Here is an 18,825-nt window from a genome sequence, read left to right on the forward strand (position 1 = left end):
CGAGGAGCCCCCGCACGTGAGCGTGTCCGTCCGTATCCCCACCATCCTGCGCACCTACACGGGCGGGGCCTCCGAGGTCACCGCGACCGGGGCGACCCTGGCCGAGGTGCTCGACGACCTCGACGCGCACCACTCCGGCATCAAGGGCCGGGTGCTCGACGACGAGGGCGACCTGCGCCGCTTCGTCAACGTCTACGTGGGCAACGAGGACGTGCGCTTCCTCGACGACCTGGCGACGCCGACGCCCGACGGTGCGCAGGTCTCGATCATCCCGGCGGTCGCCGGAGGCTGCTGACCCGCGCCTCCAGGTGGGCGCGCTCGGCCTCGTTGTCGCAGCGCGCCAGGGCCTCGGCGTACGCCGTCGCGGCCGCCTCGAGGTCGCCGGCACGGCCCAGCAGCTCCGCGCGGGTCGCCGGCAGCCGGTGCCCGGGGAGCCTCCGCGGGTCGACGCCGGCCAGGAGGGCGAGGCCCGCCTCCGGACCCTCGTGCTCGGCCACGGCGACCGCACGGTTGAGGCGGACGACGGGTGATCCGGTGAGCGTCTCGAGCTCGGCGTAGAGGTCGGCGATGCGCGCCCGGTCGGTGGCGGCCGCGGTGGGAGCGCGGGCGTGCTCGGCGGCGACGAGCGCCTGCAGCAGCCAGGGCGTGGCGGCGCCGACCGGCGTACGGCGCACGACCGGCGTCAGCAGGGCCAGCGCCTCGGCGATCTCGGCGTGGTGCCACCGGCGACGGTCCTGGTCGGCCAGCAGCACGAGCGCCCCGTCGGCGTCCACCCGGGCGTCGCGACGGGAGTGCTGCAGCAGGAGGAGCGCGAGCAGCGCGTCGAGGTCGGCCCGGCGGACCACGTCGGGGTCGACGAGCGCCCGCAGCACCCGCACGAGCCGGAGCGCCTCGCCGGCCACGTCGGCGCGGAGCACGTCCGGGCCCGACCCGGGCGCGTAGCCCGCGGTGAAGGCCAGGTAGGCCACGTCCGCGACGCCGGCCACCCGCCCGACCAGGTCGGGCCCGCTCGGCACCTCGAACCGGGCCCCGGCCAGGCGCTTGCGGGCGCGGGTGAGCCGGGCCGCCATGGTCGTCGTACCCACGCAGAAGAGCCGGGCGACGTCGGCCGTCGAGACCCCCAGGACCATCCGGAGCGTCAGGGCCGCGGCGTGCGGCGGCGGCAGGGAGGGGTGGGTGCACAGCAGCACGAGACGCAAGCGCTCGTCGGTGACGGTCTCCCCGGCGTCCGCCATCGTGCGGCCCGACCGCTGCACCAGCTCGGCCTCCACCTCGAGGTGGGGCACGGCCCGGGCCGCGACCGCCTCGGCCCGCAGCCGGTCCAGCACGCGGCGCCGGGCCGCGACCAGGAGCCAGGCCCGCGGGTTGTCGGGCACGCCGTCGGCCGGCCAGCGGCGCAGCCCGGCCTCGAACGCCTCCGCGAGGCCGTCCTCGGCGAGGTCGAGGCGGCGGAACTGTCCGACCAGCAGCGCGAGCAGGCGGCCCCACTCGTCGCGTTGCAGGGCGGCGAGGAGCTGGCCCGGCCCGATCGCGGGGTCAGCCACGGGACACGCCCCTCACCCGGGTCATTCCGAGTCGTAGCCCTCGATGTGCAGCGCCGGGCGCACCTCGACGGTGTAGGACGACGGCAGGAGCCGCACGAGCTCGACGGCCTCGTCGAGGTCGGCGACGTCGATGAGGTAGAAGCCGCCGAGCTGCTCGGCGGTCTCGGCGTACGGCCCGTCGGTCACCACCCGCTCCCCGTCGACGGTGCGCAGGGTGCGGGCGGTCTCGACGCCGTGGAGCGCCTCGCCGGCGTCGAGGGTGCCGCGCTCGCGCACGGCGCGGTCGAAGGCGACGTGGGCGGCGAACACGGCCTCGCGCTCCGCCTCGGTCACCGTGTCCCAGGCTCCGGGGTCGGTCTCGGTCATCAGCACCAGGATCTTCACGGGGGTTCTCCTTCGTCGTCGGGGTGAGTCTTCCAGCCCGATGACGGTCGGGGGTGCCCGATTTCGACAACGGCGACGAGGTTCTCTCCGGTTCGGCGCTCAGCCCGCGTCGGCGACGACCCCGAGACGCTGCCGCAGGGCGTGCTGCCCGGGCGTCTCGCCGAGCTCGCGGGTGAACGCGGTGACGTACGCCGACACGCTCGCGTAGCCGACGCGGTGGGCGGTCTCGGTGACGCTGAGGCGCCCCAGCATCGCGACCGACGCGTGCAGCCGGGTGCGGCCGCGCCACGTCGAGAACGACACGCCGTACTCGCGGTGGAAGTCGCGCTGCAGGGTCTTCACGCTGACGTGGAGGCGGTGGGCCCACTCCTCGAGGCCGGTCGCGTCGGCGGGGTCGGCGAGCAGGCCGCGCGCCACCTCCCGGGCGTGCCCGGCGCCGAGCGCCTGGTGGTCGACCTCGTCGACGCCGCGGGTGGAGAGCCCGTCGAGCACGACCTGCCGGGCGGCGAGCCCGTCCTCCTGGCGCACGCCGGGCCGTGCGATCGACAGGAGCGCGGCGGCCGCGCCCGGGTCGACGGTCACCGCGCCCGCGCCGACCGCGAGCAGCTCGGGGGACGCCTGGCGCAGGCAGACCCGCAGCACGGTCTGGCGGTCGAGGGCCCGGGCCTCGAACACGACCCCGCGGCGCACCCACAGCGCCTGGTCGGGTCCGAGGAAGCGGGCGGTGCGCCCCCGCCGCACGGCGAGGACCCCGTCGGGGGACCACAGCACCTGGTGGACGTAGTCGTCGCGGCCCTCCGGGAAGTCCGCGATGGTGTCGGCCGGCGGGTAGCGCAGCACGAGGATGCCGGTCGGCGGGCCGAGCCCGTAGCCGTACTCCTCGACCGTGACCTCACCGGCCGCGCTCCCCGTCTGTCCTCTGCCCGACACCGCATGACCCTTCGTCGACACTCCCCGCACGTCAGGTAAGGCTAGCCTCACCAGGTCGCGCCGGCGGAGCCGTCTCGGGCCCGCCGCGCCCCCTTCCGTCGCGGTCCCCGCACCGCGCCCCCACGTCCGTCCCGGAGGAACCACCATGCGCCCACGCCCGTCCGTCCCTGCCCGCCGCGCGCTCGCGACCGCCACCGCCCTCGTGCTGGGGCTCTCCCTGGTCGCCTGCGGGGGCGACGACGACGCCGCCCCCGACGCCGAGACGCGCACCTTCGAGGCCGACAACGGGGAGGTGGAGATCCCGGTCGCCCCCGAGCGGGTCGTCGCGACCGGGTACGCCGTGCCGGCGCTGCTCGAGGCGGACGCCGACCTCGTGGGGATCTCGGAGTGGTCGCGCGGGATCAACATCATGACGGCGGAGGACCGCTCGTCCTACGAGGGCCTCGACAAGGTCGCCGGCGAGACGGCGGCCTCCACCAACTACGAGGCGATCGCCAACCTCGACCCGGACCTCATCGTCATCGGTGTGCCCGTGCCGGCGCTCGTCGACCTCGACATGGAGCGTCTGGAGGCCGTGGCCCCGGTGGTGGTGCTCGGCCCGACCCGGCCCGACAAGTGGCGTGAGCTCACGCAGCGCCAGTCCGACGCCGCCGGGGTGCTCGGCAGCTTCGACGAGGCCAAGGCGACCTACGAGGCGCGGGCGGGCGAGCTGCGCGAGACCTACGCCCCGGTCCTGGACGGTCTCGCCTTCGGCCACCTCGGCGGGTACGGCGACGTCTCCGCCGGCAACTTCCAGCGCGAGTTCGCCGGCTCCTGGGGCACGAACGTCGCCGGTGACGTCGGCGTGGACTACTACGGCGAGGTCGCCGACCCGCAGGGCGGCTCCAGCGACGTCAGCGAGTACCCCTCGATCGAGGAGCTGCCCGAGAGCCTGGGCGACGCCGACTGGATCACCTACTCGGTCGAGGACGACGGCACCCCGAGCGAGGCCGTGCAGTACGTGCTCGACTCGGAGCTGTGGGCGAGCCTCCCGGCGGTCCGGGCCGGCCACGTCATCCCGGTCCGCTACACCGAGGCGGCCACCTACACGTCGGCGCTGGCGACCCTCGACGGCCTCGACGAGGCGTTCGGTGTCGCCTTCGCGACCGAGCTCGGCTGAGGCGTCGATGACCGGCATGGACCGCAGCGACCCCGGCCCCCGCGTCGCCGCCCACCAGCGGGAGGGCCGTGGCGTCACCCGCGTCGGCTACCCCATCGGCGTGCGACGGGCCCGCGTCGTGCGCCGGGAGGCGGTCACCCCCCGCATGCTCCGGCTGACGCTCGCCGGCGACGAGCTCGCCGACTTCGTGACGCACGCCGCCGACGACCACGTGAAGATCGTCTTCCCGCTGCCCGACGGCACGCGCAACGACCCGGTGCCCGACGACCACGACGAGCTGGACTGGCCGCGGCCGCACACGCCGACGCGCAAGTACACGGTGCGTCGCTACGACGCGGGGGCGCGCGAGCTCGACCTCGACTTCGTGGTCCACGAGGGCGGGCTGGCCGCGGAGTGGGCGGCCGCCGTCGAGGTCGGGGTCGCGACGGGAGAGGAGGCCGTCGTCGCCGGCCCGCCGGGCGCCAAGGCCTTCGCCCACACCTACGGCCACTACGTGCTGGCGGTCGACGTGACGGCCCTGCCGGCCGTCGCCCGCTGGCTCGACGAGCTGGGTGCCTGGGCGTCCACGGGCGTGACCGCCCAGGTGCTGGTCGACCACGACCACGCCGACGAGACGTCGTACCCGCTCGCGGTGCGGCCCGGGGTCGACGTGCGCTGGCTGTCGCGCACCGGCGGCTCCCGGCTGGCCGAGGAGACGGCCGCGCTGCCGCTGCCCGACGACCCGCGGGAGGTCTTCGTCTTCGCCGCCGGTGAGGCCGGGGACATCAAGCCGCTGCGACGTTGGGCGGCCGAGAAGGGGTACGACGCGCTGGTCACCGGCTACTGGAAGCGTGGGGTCGCGGGGCACGAGGAGTGAGCACGACCCCCACTCCGTCCGCGACCCCCGGGGTCGTGACGGATCCGGTAAAGCGACGCCCCGCGCCGGCACTGCCGGCCGCGGCGCTCGTGCTGGGCCTCGTGGTCCTCGGGCTCCTCGTCCTGCTCAGCCTCGCCGTGGGCCAGCGTGACGTGGCGCCGGGGGAGGTGGTGCGCGCCTTCACCGACCCGGGGGCCGGCAACCCCGACCACGTCGCCGTCCGCACCGTGCGGCTGCCGCGCACCGCGCTCGCCCTGCTCGTGGGCGCCGCCCTCGCGGTCGGCGGCGCCCTCGTCCAGACGATGACCCGCAACCCGCTCGCCGAGCCGGGCATCCTCGGGGTCACGGCCGGCGCCGCGCTGGCGGTCGTGGTGACGACGATCCTGCTGCCCGACGGCTCGCAGGCGGGCCGGATGCTGGCGGCCTGCGCGGGGGCCGCGGCGGCGACGGTCGTCGTGCACGCCGTCGGCCGTGCCGAGCCCCTGCGCATGGTGCTCGCCGGGGTCGCCCTCACGGCGGTGCTCTCGGGGGTCTCGCTCGCGATCCGGCTCGCCGACGCCGAGGCGTTCGACAGCCACCGCTTCTGGTCCGTCGGCTCGCTCGCCGGGCGCGAGCAGCTGCCGCTCCTGCTTCCGGCGCTGGTGGTCGGGGCCGGCCTGGTGGCCGCCCTGCTCCTGAGCCGGCCGCTCGACGCGATCGCGCTGGGGGAGGACGTGGCCCACGGCCTGGGCGTCCCCGTGCTCCGGGTCCGCGTGCTGACGGTGGTGACGATGACGGTGCTCGCGGGCGTCGCGACCGCGGTCGCCGGGCCGATCGCCTTCGTCGGCCTGATCGTCCCCCACGTCGCACGCCGGGTGGCGGGCGGCTCCGTGCCCTGGTTGGTGACGCTCAGCATCGTGCTCGGCGGAGCGCTGCTCGTCGGCTCCGACGTGCTCGCCCGGGTGCTGCTGCCCACCGGTGACGTGCCGGTCGCGATCGTGACCGCGGTGCTCGGCGGTCCGGTGCTCGTGTGGGTCGTCCGGCGTCGGCTGGCGGGCGCGTGAGCGCGGTCGGCGTCCCCGTGGGACGCGGGGCGCACGTCCGGATCGAGCGGCGCACCCTCGTGGCCTCGCTCCTGCTGGTGGCCACCGCCGCGGCGGCCGGGTTCACCGGCCTCTGCCTCGGCGACGGCTGGTCGTCGCCGCGCGACGTCGCCGCGGCGCTCGCGGGCGGCGGACCGATCGACTTCGTCGTCACCCGGTGGCGGCTGCCGCGCGTCGTCGGCGGCCTCGCGTTCGGTGCCGCCCTCGGGCTCGCCGGCGCGGTCTTCCAGAACCTCACCCGCAACCCGCTCGGCAGCCCCGACGTCATCGGCCTCGACGCCGGCGCCTACACGGGCACCCTGCTGGTGCTCACCGTGGGCACGGGCACGGCGACCGGGGTGGCCGCCGGCTCGGTCGCGGCGGGCCTGGCGACCGCGGCCCTCATCTACGTGCTGTCGCTGCGCTCGGGCTTCAGCGGCCTGCGGCTCGTCGTGGTCGGGATCGGGGTCAACGCCGTGCTCACCGGGGTGAACTCGTGGATCGTCCTGCGCGCCGACCTCGACGTGGCGATCGCCGCGACCGCCTGGAGCGCCGGCAGCCTCAACGGCCTGGGTTGGGAGGACCTGGGGCTGCCCCTGACCGTCGTCGGCGCGCTGGCCGTCCTCCTGGCGCTGGCCTCGCACCCGATGCACCAGCTCGCCCTGGGCGACGAGGTGGCGCGCACCTCGGGGGTGGCCCTGGCGGGCCTGCGCCTGCTGCTCGTCGTGGTGGGTGTCGGGCTGACGGCGACGGTGACGGCCGTGGCCGGCCCGATCGTCTTCATCGCCCTCGTCGCCCCGCAGGTCGGGCGCCGGCTCGTGCGGGCGACCGGGGTGCCGCTCCTGCCCGCCGCCCTCGTCGGGGCCACCCTGCTGACGGGCTCCGACGTCGTCGCCCAGGCGCTCCTCGCCCCGGTGGTCCTGCCCGTCGGCGTCGTCACCACCGCCGTCGGCGGTGCCTACCTCATGTGGCTCCTGGCCAGGGAAGTGAAGCGATGACCGAGCTGCGTGCCCGCGACCTCTCGCTGGGCTACGGCGACCGCCAGGTCGTGACGGGCCTGAACCTGACGATCCCCGAGGGGGCGTTCACCGCCGTCGTCGGGCCGAACGCGTGCGGCAAGTCGACGCTGCTGCGCGCGCTGGTGCGGCTGCTGCGGCCGCGGGGCGGGGTCGTCGAGCTCGACGGCCGCGACCTCCAGCGGCTCCGGTCGCGCCACGTGGCCCGCGAGCTGGGCTTCCTGCCCCAGGGCGTCGAGGCGCCCGAGGGCATCCGGGTGGCCCAGCTCGTGCGGCGGGGGCGCTACGCGCACCAGTCGGTGCTCGGCACCTGGGGGCCGGGCGACGAGCGGGCCGTCGTGGGGGCGATGGCCGCCGCCGGGGTCACGGACCTCGCGGAGCGGGGCGTCGAGCACCTCTCGGGCGGGCAGCGGCAGCGGGTGTGGATCGCGATGGTCCTGGCGCAGGAGACGCCGTACCTGCTGCTCGACGAACCGACGACCTTCCTCGACATCGCCCACCAGTACGAGCTGCTCCGGCTGCTCGCCCGGCTGCGCGACGAGGGCCGCACCGTCGTGGCCGTGCTCCACGACCTCAACCAGGCGACGCGCTTCGCCGACCACGTCGTGGCGATGCGGGACGGCCGGGTCGTCGCGACGGGCGCCCCCGCCGACGTCGTCACCGCCACGCTCGTCGAGGAGGTCTTCGGGCTGCCGTGCCTCGTGGTGCCGGACCCGGTCGCCGGCAGCCCCATGGTGGTGCCGCTCGACTGAGTGCTCCTGGATCCCGCCAGACTGGGCGCATGAGCCGATCGTCGAGCCCGGACGCGCAGCCGCAGGAGATCCGTGTCGTCGTCGACCGCGACAGCGTGGCCGCCGGTGACGACATCGACACGCACGTGCAGGAGTGGACGCTGCCCGGCGACGCCCGCGTCGGCGACATCGTGCTGCGGATGCTCGACGGCTACCTGCCCGGGGTCGGGGGCGACGTCGCCTGGCGCGTGGTGGTGCTGCACGAGGCGAGCGTCGAGCGGGACCCCGCCGGTGCGGTGGTGCGGCCTCCCCGCGGACGCCCGGTCGATCTCGCGCTGCTGCTGGTGCGCCAGGTCGCCGAGCCGCCGGCCGACCGGGTCTCGGTGGTGCACCTGCACCGCATGCTCGGGTCGCGCCAGCGGATCGCCACCGCGGTGCGGCCGGGCCCGACGGGGGAGTACGCCTTCCGGGCCGCCTACCTCTCCGGCGGTCGCGCCGTGCCGCTCGGCGAGTACCGGCCGTGGGTCGAGAAGACCGACGAGGAGGAGCAGGCCGAGCTCGCCGCGTTCCGGGCGCGGGCCTATCCGCAGCTGTACGACGCCGACGGCCGGCGGCGGCCCCGCTGACCCGGGGCCTGCCGGCGGGGCCAGTTGTCGGGGCCAGGGCGTGCCGCGTTGGTGACCCGTTCACCTCCCGCACGTGCTGGTCGGGCATCGATGGCCCCATGACTGCTACCTCCAGGATGCGCTCCGCCGTCGCGGTCGTCGGCCTCGCCGGCGGGCTCGGGGTCGGGGTCGGGTACGGCGGGCGCTCGCTGCTGCGCCGTCAGGCCGCCACCGCCCGCCGCATCATCGGCAAGCCCCTCGGCGAACAGGCGCTCGACGCCGACAAGGTCTACCGCAAGCGGTACGGCGACGCCGTCGACCTGCTCGTGCTCGGGGACTCGATCGCGGCCGGTCTCGGCGCCGAGGTGCCCGGCGACACCTTCGGGGCCCGGCTGGCGAAGATGGTCGCCAAGCGGGAGGAGCGCTCCGTGCGCCTGCGCACCGCCGCGCGGGTCGGCGCCGAGTCGAGCATGCTCGCCGAGCAGGTCGCGTCGCTGCCCCCGTCGTACAGGGCCGCCGTGGCCGTGGTGATCGTCGGCGGCAACGACGTCACCCACCGGGTGCCGGTCGCCGAGTCGGCCCGTCACCTGGCCGAGGCCATCGAGGCGCTGCAGGCGCGCGGCACGGCCGTCGTGGTGGGCACGTGCCCCGACCTCGGCGCGCTCCGCCCCGTCCCGCAGCCGCTGCGCGCCCTCGGGTCCCGCGCCTCCCGCCAGCTCGCGGCCGCCCAGCGGGCCACCGCCGTCGCCGCCGGCGCGCGGGCCGTGTCGCTGGCCGACGTGGTCGGGCCGTTCTTCATCACCAACCCCGACGAGATGTTCAGCCTCGACCGGTTCCACCCCAGCGCCGCCGGCTACAAGCGCACCGCCCGCGCCGTGCTGCCCTCGGTGCTGGCCGCGCTCGGCCGCGTCGACGAGGTGCCGTTCGGCCATCACGCACCCGAGCCGTCGCCCGAGCCGTCGCCCGAGGTCGAGCCCGCGGCCGAGCCGGTCGTGGCCGCCGTCGACATCGACGACTGGGGCATCGACGACCAGGTCGCGGGTGGGGTGTCGGACGGCTCCGACCGTGTGTCCTAGCCTCGCCACCATGACGACCGCCGCCGCCCGCCCCCGTGTGCTCCTCGCGACCTTCCAGGTCCTCCCCGACGGCGAGCCGGGCGGCGCCGCCCTCGTGGCCGCGCTCGTCGAGCGCGGGGTCGACGCGGCCTGGGCCGTCTGGGACGACGCGTCCGTCGACTGGGCCGCCGCCGACCTCGTCGCCGTGCGCTCGACCTGGGACTACCACCGCCGGCTGCCGGAGTTTCTGGACTGGGCCCGCCGCACGGCGGACGTCACGCCGATGCTGAACGGCCCCGCCACGTTCGCCTGGAACGCCGACAAGAGCTACCTGACGACCCTCGGGGAGCACGTGCCGGTCGTGCCGACGCTGCCCGTCGACGACGCCACGCTGCTGCCGGTGCTCGCCGACGCGCTCGAGCGCTGGGGCACGGTGGTCGTGAAGCCGCGCACGGGCGCCGGCGGCGTCGGCGTCGTGGTGCTCGACGGGCTGCGGGACGACCGGCTCGAGGGCCTCACCGCCGGGCCCTGGGTCGCGCAGCCCCTGGTCGAGTCCGTGCGCACCGAGGGCGAGGTCTCGGTCTTCGTGCTCGGCGGCCGGGCGGTGGCCCAGGTCGACAAGCTGCCGGCCGCGGGCGAGATCCGCGTGCACGAGCTGTACGGCGGGCGGTCGCGCCCCGTGCCCGTGGGCGACGAGACCGGCGGCGTGGCGGTCACGGCGGTGGACGCTGCCCAGTCGCTGCTCGGGACCGGTCTGGACTACGCCCGGGTGGACCTCATGCGGTGGGACGGCGCCTGGGCCGTGAGCGAGCTCGAGCTGATCGAGCCCGGGCTCTACCTCGACGTGGCTCCCGAGCTGGCCGGGCTGTTCGCCGACCTGGTCCCGTCGCGCCTGCGGTGAGGTCCGCCGTACCGGGGGGTGCTTCTTGCACTCGCCAGGGGCGAGTGCTAAACATGACGCTGGCACTCCCGAGTCGAGAGTGCCACTCCAGTACGTAGCACCAGGCTCGGTGCAGTCGAGGTCAGCAGCGGCGGTGGGAAGGGTCCACCGGTCGGTCTGGCCGTCCGTCGCGGGCGACCCGCCGAGCTGTCCGCCATCTCCAGCAGACAAGGAATCGCAGGAGACATGTCGAAGCTCATTGCTTTCAACGAGGAGGCCCGGCGCGGTCTCGAGCGTGGGATGAACACCCTCGCCGACGCCGTCAAGGTCACTCTCGGCCCCAAGGGCCGCAACGTCGTGCTCGAGAAGAAGTGGGGTGCCCCCACGATCACCAACGACGGTGTGAGCATCGCCAAGGAGATCGAGCTCGAGGACCCCTACGAGCGCATCGGCGCCGAGCTGGTCAAGGAGGTCGCCAAGAAGACCGACGACGTCGCCGGTGACGGTACGACGACGGCCACGGTCCTCGCGCAGGCGCTGGTCCGTGAGGGCCTCCGCAACGTCGCCGCCGGCTCCAACCCCATCGCGCTCAAGCGCGGCATCGAGGCTGCGGTCGCCGCCGTCTCGGAGCAGCTGCTCAACCTCGCCGTGGACGTGGAGACGAAGGAGCAGATCGCCTCCACCGCCTCGATCTCCGCCGCTGACCCCACCGTCGGCGACATCATCGCCGAGGCGATGGACAAGGTCGGCAAGGAAGGCGTCATCACCGTCGAGGAGTCGAACACCTTCGGCATCGACCTCGAGCTCACCGAGGGCATGCGGTTCGACAAGGGCTACATCTCGGCCTACTTCGCCACCGACATGGAGCGCATGGAGGCCGTCCTCGAGGACGCCTACCTGCTCCTCGTCGAGTCGAAGATCTCGAACGTGAAGGACCTGCTGCCGCTCCTGGAGAAGATCATCCAGACCGGCAAGCCGCTCCTCATCATCTCGGAGGACGTCGACGGCGAGGCTCTCTCGACGCTGGTCGTCAACAAGATCCGTGGCACGTTCAAGTCGGTCGCCGTCAAGGCTCCCGGCTTCGGCGACCGCCGCAAGGCCATGCTGCAGGACATCGCCATCCTCACCGGTGGTCAGGTCATCAGCGAGACGGTCGGCCTCTCCCTGGAGACCGCCGGCATCGAGCTGCTCGGCCAGGCCCGCAAGGTCGTCGTCACGAAGGACGAGACGACCATCGTCGAGGGTGCGGGCGACGCCGACCAGATCGCCGGTCGCGTCAACCAGATCCGTGCCGAGATCGAGAACAGCGACTCGGACTACGACCGCGAGAAGCTGCAGGAGCGCCTGGCCAAGCTGGCCGGCGGCGTCGCGGTCATCAAGGTCGGCGCGGCCACGGAGGTCGAGCTCAAGGAGCGCAAGCACCGCATCGAGGACGCCGTTCGCAACGCGAAGGCTGCCGTCGAGGAGGGCATCGTCGCCGGTGGTGGCGTCGCTCTCGTGCAGGCCGGTGCCGTCGCGTTCGACAAGCTCGAGCTCGAGGGTGACGAGGCGACCGGCGCGAACATCGTGCGGCTCGCCATCGAGGCCCCGCTCAAGCAGATCGCGATCAACGCCGGCCTCGAGGGCGGCGTCGTGGCGGAGAAGGTGCGCAACCTGACCCCGGGCCACGGCCTCAACGCGGCCACGGGCGAGTACGTCGACCTCGTCGCCGCGGGCATCATCGACCCGGCCAAGGTGACGCGTTCCGCGCTCCAGAACGCCGCGTCGATCGCCGCTCTGTTCCTCACCACGGAGGCTGTCGTCGCCGACAAGCCCGAGAAGGCCGGCGCTGCCGGTGGTGGCGACCCGACCGGCGGCATGGGCGGCATGGACTTCTGAGTCCCTGCTCCACCAGCTCCACCAGCTCCACCAGATCCACCAGCGAGGCCCTCGCTCCCCTCGGGGAGCGGGGGCCTCGTGCCGTCAGCGGGCGCGTCGTACGCGGATCGGACCCCGCGCCGAGGCGAGGTCGACGACCTCGCCGCCCTGCGTCACCTCGACCTCGCCGCGGGTGACGAGCGCGCCCACGACCGCACGGACGGGGTCCATGAGGGCCCGCCAGTCGCCGTCGTCGCCCGCGACCCGGCGCGCCGCCTCCGACGGACAGATGGTGGCGTCGGCGGCACGGGCGTCGAGCAGGTCGGAGACGGCCGCCTCGATGCGGCGGTCGAGGTCGGGGTCGGGTACGTCGGTCGGGGGAGCCACCCCACCAGCATGCCGCGGGGCACCCCGTGACGTGACGCGGCGACGGTGCCAGGGTGGTGGCCATGAGCATCGGTCTGCGTGTCGCCGTCCCGATCCTGCGCATCTTCGACGAGGCCCGCGCCCGCGCCTTCTACCTCGACTTCCTCGGGTTCACCGAGGAGTGGACGCACCGGTTCGAGCCGGGGCTGCCGGCGTACGTGCGGGTGCGGCGCGACGACGTCGTGCTGGACCTCTCCGAGCACCACGGCGACGGCTCGCCCGGCGTGGCGGTCTGGCTCGCGCTCGACGACCTGCGGGCCTTCCACGCCGAGCTGCACGCGAAGCCGTTCGCCGGGATGCGGCCCGGGGTCGACGTGGACGCCCCGGGCGGGCCGACGATGGAGGTCGTCGACCCGTTCTCCAACACGTTGCGGTTCTGCCAGGTCACGGGCTGACGAGACCGGGCACGCCGGCGTCAGGACGGCGCCTGGTCAAGGCAGGATGACGCCATGCCCGACGTCCGCCTCCAGCCCCTCGCGCGCGCGAAGGTGGCGTCCCTCGGGGCCGCCGGTGAGGCCTGGGAGGCCGCGCTCCCCGCCATGCTCGACGGGCTCGCCGCGACGTGGGGGCTCACCCTCGGCACGGCGCTGCCGGGCGGCAGCGCGTCGTACGTCGTGGCCGCCCGCACCCGCGAGGGCGCCGAGCGCGTGGTCAAGGTGGCGCTGCCCGACCCCGCGCTCCTGCCGGGCATCGCGGCCGAGGCAGCGGTGCTGCGGGCCGCCGACGGGCGCGGCTACGCGCGTCTGCACGCGTACGACGACGAGCGCCACGCCCTGCTGCTGGAGTCCTGCGGCCGTTCGCTGGAGCGCTCCGCGCTGCCGGTCACCGAGCAGCTCGTCGTGCTGGCGGACACGCTGCGGCTCGCCTGGACCGTCGACGTGCCGGCGGTCGCGCCGCCCCCGCGGGGCGAGGACCGGGCGTCCTTCCTGCACGGGTTCGTGGTCGACCACGCCCGCCGCCTGGAGGCCCACGACCTGGGGCCGAGGTTCGACGCGGTGCTCGAGCAGGCGCTCGAGTGCGCCGAGCGGCGGGCGGAGGCCTACGACCCGGGCGCCTGCGTGGTCGCGCACGGCGACGCGCACCCGGCCAACCTGCTGCGGGCGCTGGACGACGGACGGGGACGCGGCGCGGAGGACACGGGCTGGGTGTTCGTGGATCCCGACGGGGTGGCGGCCGACCCGGCGTACGACCTCGGTGTCGCCCTGCGCGAGTGGACGGGCGAGCTCACGGGCCCGGGCGCCCGGTCGCGGGCGGAGGGCTGGGCGACCCTGCTGGCCGACCGCACGGGGCAGGACCGGCGGGCGGTCTGGGAGTGGGGCTACCTCGAGCGGGTCTCGACCGGGCTCTACGTGCTCGGGTTCGGGGCGGAGAGGCTAGGGCGCCGGTTCCTCGACTCGGCGGCCCTGCTGCTCGACTGAGCGCGACGCTCCATCACCAGCCGGCGCCAGTGCGCGTGGTCGTCGAACCGCACCCGGGCCACGCGGACGGCACCGGGGTGGAACCGCAGCCGCGGGGCGTACGCGAGCTCGCACCGGGCGCTCAGGTACTCCTCGTCACCGAGCACGTGCGAGGAGTAGAAGAGCGCGGCCCGGCTCGAGAGGCCGACGAGGTGCTCGGTCGAGACGACCACGTGGAACCCCTCGTCGAGGGAGCCGGCCCGGGCCATGGGGGCGGTGGCGCACCGGAGCCAGCCCAGGTCGACGTACGGCGAGCAGCAGCGGTCGCGCTGCTGGTCCAGGAACGCGTCGAGCTCGACGTCCACGACGGCCTCGACGTCGCAGGCGGTGCGGGTGTCGGTGCTGACCGCGGCCGCGGCGTCGGCGAACCAGGCGTCGAGGTCGTCGGCCGCCACGTCGTCGACGGGCGCGCCCGCCGCGGGGGCGGCGCCGAGCAGCGCGCGCAGGCAGTGGTCGTCGACGGCGCCGGCGAGCTGGAGCATCAGCTCGTGCTGGACGCGGTCGACGTCGTCGGCGTTGGTGCGGTCGAACTGGGCGGGGGCGGTGCGCACGACGGCGTCGTGGCGGCGGTCGTGGCGGTCCGGGGTGTCCTCCTCCAGGTAGTGGGGGGAGTGACGGGCGAACGCGCTGTGACCCTCGAAGGTGCCACCGCGCTCGTCGTCCTCCTCCAGGCGGACGGAGGTGCCGGCATCGAGATCGGTCATGGGCGGGGAGCCTAGGGTCGCCGCGCCGGTCGACGCCTCCGGTTTTCCCCGGGAGCGGCTCAGAAGACGCCGGCCGGCCGGAACTGCACCGAGAGCCGCGGACCGGCGTGGGCGACCTTCGGCACGGCGTGCTCCCACGTGCGCTGACAGCTGCCGCCCATGACCACGAGGTCGCCGTGGCCCATGACCACCGCCGTCGACGGCCCGCCGCCCCGCGGTCGCAGCGCCAGGCGCCGGGGGTCGCCGAACGACACGATCGCGACCATCGTGTCCTGCCGCGCGCCGCGCCCGATGGTGTCGCCGTGCCACGCCACCGAGTCGTTGCCGTCGCGGTAGTAGCAGCACCCGGCCGTCGTGAAGGGCTCGCCCAGCTCGTCGGCGTAGTGGGCGGAGAGCGCCTCGCGCGCCGCCGTCAGGCCCGGGTGCGGCAGCGGCTCGCCGGCGCCGTACGTGTGGAGCAGCCGCGGCACGGCGACCACCCGGTCGTACATCTGTCGCCGCTCGGCCCGCCACGGCACGTCGTGCACGAGCGCGTCGAAGACCCCGTCGGCCACGCCGGCGAGCCAGTCACGTCGTACGTCGAGCCAGGCCCCGCGACCGAGGTCGGTGCGCTCGACGTGGCCGTCGAGCGGGCCCGGGGCGCCGGGGGCGGTGTCCGTCGGGTCCTCGGCGAACAGCGTGGCCTGGAAGTCCATGCGGGCGAGCATACGCCGGTGGTCGAACACGCGTTCGATCTGCTCGGGTGTGTCGGGGCACCCCGGGCGAGGATCGGGGACATTCCCGGTAGCGGGGCCTCAGGGCGAGGGCGGAGAGTAGGCGCATGACCACCGCCCCGGCGCGTCCCGCCGCCCGCGTCCGCGATCTCGTGAAGACCTACGGCACGGGCCAGGCGCGGGTGCGCGCCCTCGACGGCGTCTCGGTCGACCTGGCGGCGGGGGAGTTCACGGCCGTGATGGGGCCCAGCGGCTCGGGCAAGTCGACCCTCATGCACTGCTGCGCCGGGCTCGACACGGCCGACTCGGGGTCGGTGCTCGTCGGCGAGACCGAGCTCTCGACGCTGAAGGACAAGGCGCTGACCCGGCTGCGCCGCGACCGGATCGGGTTCGTCTTCCAGTCGTTCAACCTCGTGCCGACGCTGACGGCGGGGGAGAACATCCTGCTGCCGCTCGCCATCGCGGGCCGCAGGCCCGACCCCGAGCTCTACGACCGCGTGATCGAGACCGTGGGGCTCGCGCCCCGCCTGGGCCACAAGCCGAGCGAGCTCTCCGGCGGCCAGCAGCAGCGGGTCGCGGTCGCCCGGGCGCTCGTGAGCCGCCCCGAGATCGTGTTCGCCGACGAGCCGACGGGCAACCTCGACTCCCAGTCCGGCGCCGAGGTGCTGTCGCTGCTGCGCCGCAGCGCCGACGACGGCCAGACGATCGTGATGGTCACGCACGACCCGGTCGCGGCGGCGTACACCGACCGCGTCGTGTTCCTCACCGACGGCAAGGTGACGGACGACCTGCGGGACCCCGACCGCGACCAGGTGCTCGAGATCATGGCGCGCACGAGCGCCGCGTCCGCCCACGTGGCGCCGGGCGCCGCCGAGGCCCAGGGCGCCTGATGTTCCGCGCCGCGTGGAAGAGCCTGCTGGGGCGCAAGCTCCGGCTCCTGATGAGCACGTTCGCGATCGTGCTCGGCGTCGCCTTCGTCGCCGGCTCCCTCATGTTCTCCGACACCCTCCAGCGCTCGTTCACGGCGCTGTTCTCCTCGACGGTGGGCGACGTCGTCGTCCGGCCGACGAGCGGCACGTCGTTCGGCGCCGTCGACGGGTCGACGCGGTCGGTGCCCGCGTCGCTGGTCGACGAGATCGCCGAGGTCGACGGGGTCGCACGGGTCGACGGCAAGGTGTCGGCGCCCGGCGTCTTCGTCGTCGACACCGACGGCAAGGTCGTGGGCGGCCAGGGCGCGCCCGGCCTCGCGCTCGGCTACGACGAGGCGCCCATCGCCGGCGGGGGCGAGGGCCTGCGCGTGGTGGAGGGGAGCCCGCCGACGCGGGCCGGCGAGATCGCCCTCGACGAGGCGACCGCGGAGCGCGCCGGCTACGAGGTCGGCGACGAGGTCACCCTGGTCAGCCCGGTCGCCGAGGGCGAGCTGACGCAGCGGCTGGTGGGCGTCTCCGCCTTCGCCGGCGGCGCGTCCCTCAACGGGGCGACCATCACCGTCTTCGACATGGCCACCGCGCAGAGCGTCTTCCTCGGGGGCACGGACGCGTTCACCGACATCTGGGTGAGCGCGGAGCCGGGGGTTTCCCAGGCCGAGCTGCGCGACGCCGTGGCCCCGCTGCTGCCCGACGGGGTCGAGGCCGTGACCGGCGACGACGCGGCGGAGGAGGGGGCGTCGCTCCTGCTCGAGGCCATCTCGTTCCTCACCACGTTCCTCCTCATCTTCGCGGGCATCGCCCTGGTGGTCGGCGGGTTCCTCATCGTCAACACCTTCTCGATCCTGGTGGCGCAGCGCAGCCGCGAGCTGGCGCTGCTCCGGGCCCTGGGCGCCTCCCAGCGCCAGGTGGTCCGCTCGGTGCAGTTCGAGGCCCTGGTGCTCGGCCTGCTCGGCTCGACCCTCGGGCTGGGCCTGGGGGTGCTGCTCGCGATGGGCATCCGGGCCCTGTTCGCGAACTTCGGTCTCGACCTGGGCGGCCAGTCGCTGGTGCTGGAACCGCGCACGGTGCTCGCCGCGTACGGCGTGGGCGTGCTCGTGACGATGGCCGCCGCCTGGGGGCCCGCCCGACGGACGTCGCGCATCGCCCCCGTCCAGGCGCTGCGCGACGACGTGGCCCTGCCCGAGACGACGATCCGGCGCCGGCTGCTCGCCGGGGTCGGGCTCATCGCCGTCGGAGCCGGGGCGATGGCCTACGGGCTGCTCGCGACCCCGCCGCGCATCGCCTGGTGGGTCGGTCTCGGCGTGCTCGCGGTGCTGCTCGGCGTCGCCGCGGCCGCCCCGGTGATCGCCCGGCCGTTCCTGGCCGGCGCCCACGCGCTCTTCCGCCGGCTGTTCGGCACGGTCGGCAACCTCGCCGGCCTCAACGCGCTGCGCAACCCGCGTCGTACGACGGCCACGGCCTCGGCCCTCATGATCGGCCTCGCCCTGGCGAGCACGATGGCCATCCTCGGCGACTCGGCGAAGGCCTCGGTCGACCAGACGATCGACGAGAGCTTCCCCGGCGACTTCCTCGTCAGCAACCAGATCGGCCAGGGGTTCTCCACCGGCATCGCCGACCGGATGCGCGAGGTCGACGGCGTGAGCGCGCTGGCCGCCCTGCGCTACGGCATCGTGGAGGTCGACGGCGACCCGCGCGGCCTCGCCGCGGCCGACCTCGCCGAGGTCGACCGGGTCGTCGAGGTGGACGTCGTGGAGGGCGAGGCGGCCGACCTGGTCGACGGCACGGTGATGGTCGACGCGGACTACGCGGAGGACAACGACGTGACCGTCGGCGACGGCCTCACGATCGGCACGGTCGGCGGCGAGGTCGACTACGAGGTCGTGGCGGTCTACGAGCCCAACCCCGTCATCGGGTTCGCGCTGCTCACGACGGTGCCGACGCTGCTCGAGGCCGGCTACCTCGACGTCGACAACACGCTGGTGATCGACGCCGACGCGGCGAGCCCGGGTGGGTTGGCCGGGGTCGAGGACCGCCTCGACGCGGTGGTCGGCGACAACCCGCTCGTCACGGTGAAGGACCAGGCGGCCTACGCCGACGAGCAGCGCGAGCCCATCGACCAGCTCATCCTCATCATCTTCGCGCTGCTGGGCCTCGCCCTGGTGATCGCGGTGCTCGGCATCGTCAACACGCTGGCGCTGTCGATCATCGAGCGGACCCGCGAGGTGGGCCTGCTGCGGGCCGTCGGCCTCGGCCGGGGCCAGCTGCGGGTGATGATCACCCTCGAGTCGGTGGTGATCGCGGTGCTCGGCGCGGTGCTCGGCCTGCTCCTGGGCCTCGTCTTCGGGGTCGCGCTCCTGAGGTCGTTGCGCGACGAGGGCCTCGAGGTGATCAGCGTGCCCGTCGGCCAGCTCGCCCTCTTCCTGGGGCTCTCGCTCGTGATCGGGGTGCTCGCGGCGGTGCTCCCGGCCCGGCGCGCCGCCCGGCTCGACGTGCTCGCCGCGGTCTCCGCGGAGTGAGA

Annotated in this window: 20 protein-coding genes; 14 read left to right on the forward strand and 6 right to left on the reverse strand. The window is 74.8% G+C overall.

The window, feature by feature from the left end; translation table 11 throughout:
• The first annotated feature begins 16 nt into the window (after positions 1 to 16).
• Positions 17 to 295 carry a MoaD/ThiS family protein gene (locus K329_RS0108530; RefSeq protein WP_028472699.1) on the forward strand — a complete coding sequence of 93 codons (279 nt, stop codon included), beginning with the start codon at positions 17 to 19 and terminating at the stop codon, positions 293 to 295.
• Here the strand turns inward: K329_RS0108530 and K329_RS0108535 are convergent.
• The 3 genes from K329_RS0108535 to K329_RS25635 all read right to left on the reverse strand — a co-directional run bounded on the left by K329_RS0108535 (position 267) and on the right by K329_RS25635 (position 2,858).
• Complete coding sequence (locus K329_RS0108535) at positions 267 to 1,544, reverse strand: RNA polymerase sigma factor (RefSeq protein WP_052336569.1); 1,278 nt, start codon at positions 1,542 to 1,544, stop codon at positions 267 to 269. The two genes, K329_RS0108530 and K329_RS0108535, sit on opposite strands and share 29 nt — an antisense overlap.
• Before the next feature lie 21 nt (positions 1,545 to 1,565).
• Positions 1,566 to 1,928, reverse strand: a complete 363-nt coding sequence (locus K329_RS0108540; RefSeq protein WP_028472701.1) for a YciI family protein — start codon at positions 1,926 to 1,928, stop codon at positions 1,566 to 1,568.
• A 99-nt stretch (positions 1,929 to 2,027) separates the two neighbouring features.
• Positions 2,028 to 2,858 (reverse strand): helix-turn-helix transcriptional regulator, encoded by an 831-nt coding sequence (locus K329_RS25635; protein WP_052336570.1) that lies wholly within the window; start codon positions 2,856 to 2,858, stop codon positions 2,028 to 2,030.
• Between the two features lie 145 nt (positions 2,859 to 3,003).
• On the opposite strand from K329_RS25635, the gene K329_RS0108550 reads away from it, so the two are divergent.
• The 9 genes from K329_RS0108550 (at position 3,004) to groL (ending at position 12,099) form a co-directional block, all read left to right on the forward strand.
• Positions 3,004 to 4,017, forward strand: coding sequence for an ABC transporter substrate-binding protein (locus K329_RS0108550; RefSeq protein WP_028472702.1), 1,014 nt, complete (start codon positions 3,004 to 3,006; stop codon positions 4,015 to 4,017).
• 7 nt (positions 4,018 to 4,024) lie between these two features.
• Positions 4,025 to 4,873, forward strand: a complete 849-nt coding sequence (locus K329_RS0108555; protein ID WP_028472703.1) for a siderophore-interacting protein — start codon at positions 4,025 to 4,027, stop codon at positions 4,871 to 4,873.
• Between the two features lie 35 nt (positions 4,874 to 4,908).
• The gene (locus K329_RS0108560; RefSeq protein WP_211225779.1) at positions 4,909 to 5,916 is read left to right on the forward strand and encodes a FecCD family ABC transporter permease; all 1,008 of its coding nucleotides are present in this window, start codon (positions 4,909 to 4,911) and stop codon (positions 5,914 to 5,916) included.
• Entirely contained in the window at positions 5,913 to 6,932 is a 1,020-nt protein-coding gene (locus K329_RS0108565) for a FecCD family ABC transporter permease (protein ID WP_211225780.1), read from the forward strand. Before K329_RS0108560 ends, K329_RS0108565 begins: the two co-directional genes overlap by 4 nt.
• Entirely contained in the window at positions 6,929 to 7,702 is a 774-nt protein-coding gene (locus K329_RS0108570; RefSeq protein ID WP_028472706.1) for an ABC transporter ATP-binding protein, read from the forward strand. Before K329_RS0108565 ends, K329_RS0108570 begins: the two co-directional genes overlap by 4 nt.
• A 29-nt stretch (positions 7,703 to 7,731) precedes the next feature.
• Entirely contained in the window at positions 7,732 to 8,307 is a 576-nt protein-coding gene (locus K329_RS0108575) for a hypothetical protein (protein WP_028472707.1), read from the forward strand.
• A gap of 98 nt (positions 8,308 to 8,405) precedes the next feature.
• Positions 8,406 to 9,362, forward strand: a complete 957-nt coding sequence (locus K329_RS25640) for an SGNH/GDSL hydrolase family protein (protein WP_084541123.1) — start codon at positions 8,406 to 8,408, stop codon at positions 9,360 to 9,362.
• A 10-nt stretch (positions 9,363 to 9,372) separates the two neighbouring features.
• On the forward strand, positions 9,373 to 10,242 hold the full coding sequence (locus K329_RS25645) for an ATP-grasp domain-containing protein (RefSeq protein WP_052336571.1): 870 nt from the start codon (positions 9,373 to 9,375) through the stop codon (positions 10,240 to 10,242).
• 225 nt (positions 10,243 to 10,467) lie between these two features.
• Positions 10,468 to 12,099 (forward strand): chaperonin GroEL, encoded by a 1,632-nt coding sequence (gene groL / locus K329_RS0108590; protein ID WP_028472708.1) that lies wholly within the window; start codon positions 10,468 to 10,470, stop codon positions 12,097 to 12,099.
• Positions 12,100 to 12,183: 84 nt separating this feature from the next.
• Here the strand turns inward: groL and K329_RS0108595 are convergent, their stop codons facing one another.
• Positions 12,184 to 12,465, reverse strand: a complete 282-nt coding sequence (locus tag K329_RS0108595; protein ID WP_052336572.1) for a DUF3253 domain-containing protein — start codon at positions 12,463 to 12,465, stop codon at positions 12,184 to 12,186.
• A 62-nt stretch (positions 12,466 to 12,527) separates the two neighbouring features.
• Here K329_RS0108595 and K329_RS25650 point away from each other — a divergent pair, with 62 nt between their 5' ends.
• Positions 12,528 to 12,899, forward strand: a complete 372-nt coding sequence (locus K329_RS25650) for a glyoxalase superfamily protein (RefSeq protein ID WP_043642571.1) — start codon at positions 12,528 to 12,530, stop codon at positions 12,897 to 12,899.
• Between the two features lie 54 nt (positions 12,900 to 12,953).
• Complete coding sequence (locus K329_RS0108605; RefSeq protein WP_028472710.1) at positions 12,954 to 13,922, forward strand: phosphotransferase; 969 nt, start codon at positions 12,954 to 12,956, stop codon at positions 13,920 to 13,922.
• On the opposite strand, the gene K329_RS0108610 is transcribed toward K329_RS0108605, so the two are convergent.
• Positions 13,850 to 14,665 carry a hypothetical protein gene (locus K329_RS0108610; RefSeq protein WP_028472711.1) on the reverse strand — a complete coding sequence of 272 codons (816 nt, stop codon included), beginning with the start codon at positions 14,663 to 14,665 and terminating at the stop codon, positions 13,850 to 13,852. The genes K329_RS0108605 and K329_RS0108610 overlap by 73 nt on opposite strands.
• Positions 14,666 to 14,724: 59 nt before the next feature.
• Positions 14,725 to 15,360, reverse strand: coding sequence for an alpha-ketoglutarate-dependent dioxygenase AlkB (locus K329_RS0108615; RefSeq protein ID WP_028472712.1), 636 nt, complete (start codon positions 15,358 to 15,360; stop codon positions 14,725 to 14,727).
• A gap of 125 nt (positions 15,361 to 15,485) precedes the next feature.
• Here K329_RS0108615 and K329_RS25655 point away from each other — a divergent pair, with 125 nt between their 5' ends.
• The gene (locus K329_RS25655) at positions 15,486 to 16,268 is read left to right on the forward strand and encodes an ABC transporter ATP-binding protein (RefSeq protein ID WP_052336573.1); all 783 of its coding nucleotides are present in this window, start codon (positions 15,486 to 15,488) and stop codon (positions 16,266 to 16,268) included.
• The gene (locus K329_RS31895; RefSeq protein ID WP_028472713.1) at positions 16,268 to 18,823 is read left to right on the forward strand and encodes an ABC transporter permease; all 2,556 of its coding nucleotides are present in this window, start codon (positions 16,268 to 16,270) and stop codon (positions 18,821 to 18,823) included. The genes K329_RS25655 and K329_RS31895 overlap by 1 nt, the downstream gene beginning before the upstream one ends.
• Positions 18,824 to 18,825 lie beyond the last annotated feature (2 nt).

The sequence above is a fragment of the Nocardioides alkalitolerans DSM 16699 genome, from assembly GCF_000426525.1.
Classification (GTDB): Bacteria; Actinomycetota; Actinomycetes; order Propionibacteriales; family Nocardioidaceae; genus Nocardioides; species Nocardioides alkalitolerans.

What these genes read in the sequence shown, in the direction of transcription:
- K329_RS0108550 (WP_028472702.1), top strand. Translation starts at nt 3,004, where the DNA reads ATGCGCCCACGCCCGTCCGTCCCTGCCCGCCGCGCGCTCGCGACCGCC.
- K329_RS0108555 (WP_028472703.1), top strand. Translation starts at nt 4,025, where the DNA reads ATGACCGGCATGGACCGCAGCGACCCCGGCCCCCGCGTCGCCGCCCAC.
- K329_RS0108570 (WP_028472706.1), top strand. Translation starts at nt 6,929, where the DNA reads ATGACCGAGCTGCGTGCCCGCGACCTCTCGCTGGGCTACGGCGACCGC.
- K329_RS0108575 (WP_028472707.1), top strand. Translation starts at nt 7,732, where the DNA reads ATGAGCCGATCGTCGAGCCCGGACGCGCAGCCGCAGGAGATCCGTGTC.
- K329_RS25640 (WP_084541123.1), top strand. Translation starts at nt 8,406, where the DNA reads ATGACTGCTACCTCCAGGATGCGCTCCGCCGTCGCGGTCGTCGGCCTC.
- K329_RS25645 (WP_052336571.1), top strand. Translation starts at nt 9,373, where the DNA reads ATGACGACCGCCGCCGCCCGCCCCCGTGTGCTCCTCGCGACCTTCCAG.
- groL (WP_028472708.1), top strand. Translation starts at nt 10,468, where the DNA reads ATGTCGAAGCTCATTGCTTTCAACGAGGAGGCCCGGCGCGGTCTCGAG.
- K329_RS25650 (WP_043642571.1), top strand. Translation starts at nt 12,528, where the DNA reads ATGAGCATCGGTCTGCGTGTCGCCGTCCCGATCCTGCGCATCTTCGAC.
- K329_RS0108605 (WP_028472710.1), top strand. Translation starts at nt 12,954, where the DNA reads ATGCCCGACGTCCGCCTCCAGCCCCTCGCGCGCGCGAAGGTGGCGTCC.
- K329_RS0108610 (WP_028472711.1), bottom strand. Translation starts at nt 14,665, where the DNA reads ATGACCGATCTCGATGCCGGCACCTCCGTCCGCCTGGAGGAGGACGAC.
- K329_RS0108615 (WP_028472712.1), bottom strand. Translation starts at nt 15,360, where the DNA reads ATGGACTTCCAGGCCACGCTGTTCGCCGAGGACCCGACGGACACCGCC.
- K329_RS25655 (WP_052336573.1), top strand. Translation starts at nt 15,486, where the DNA reads ATGACCACCGCCCCGGCGCGTCCCGCCGCCCGCGTCCGCGATCTCGTG.
- K329_RS31895 (WP_028472713.1), top strand. Translation starts at nt 16,268, where the DNA reads ATGTTCCGCGCCGCGTGGAAGAGCCTGCTGGGGCGCAAGCTCCGGCTC.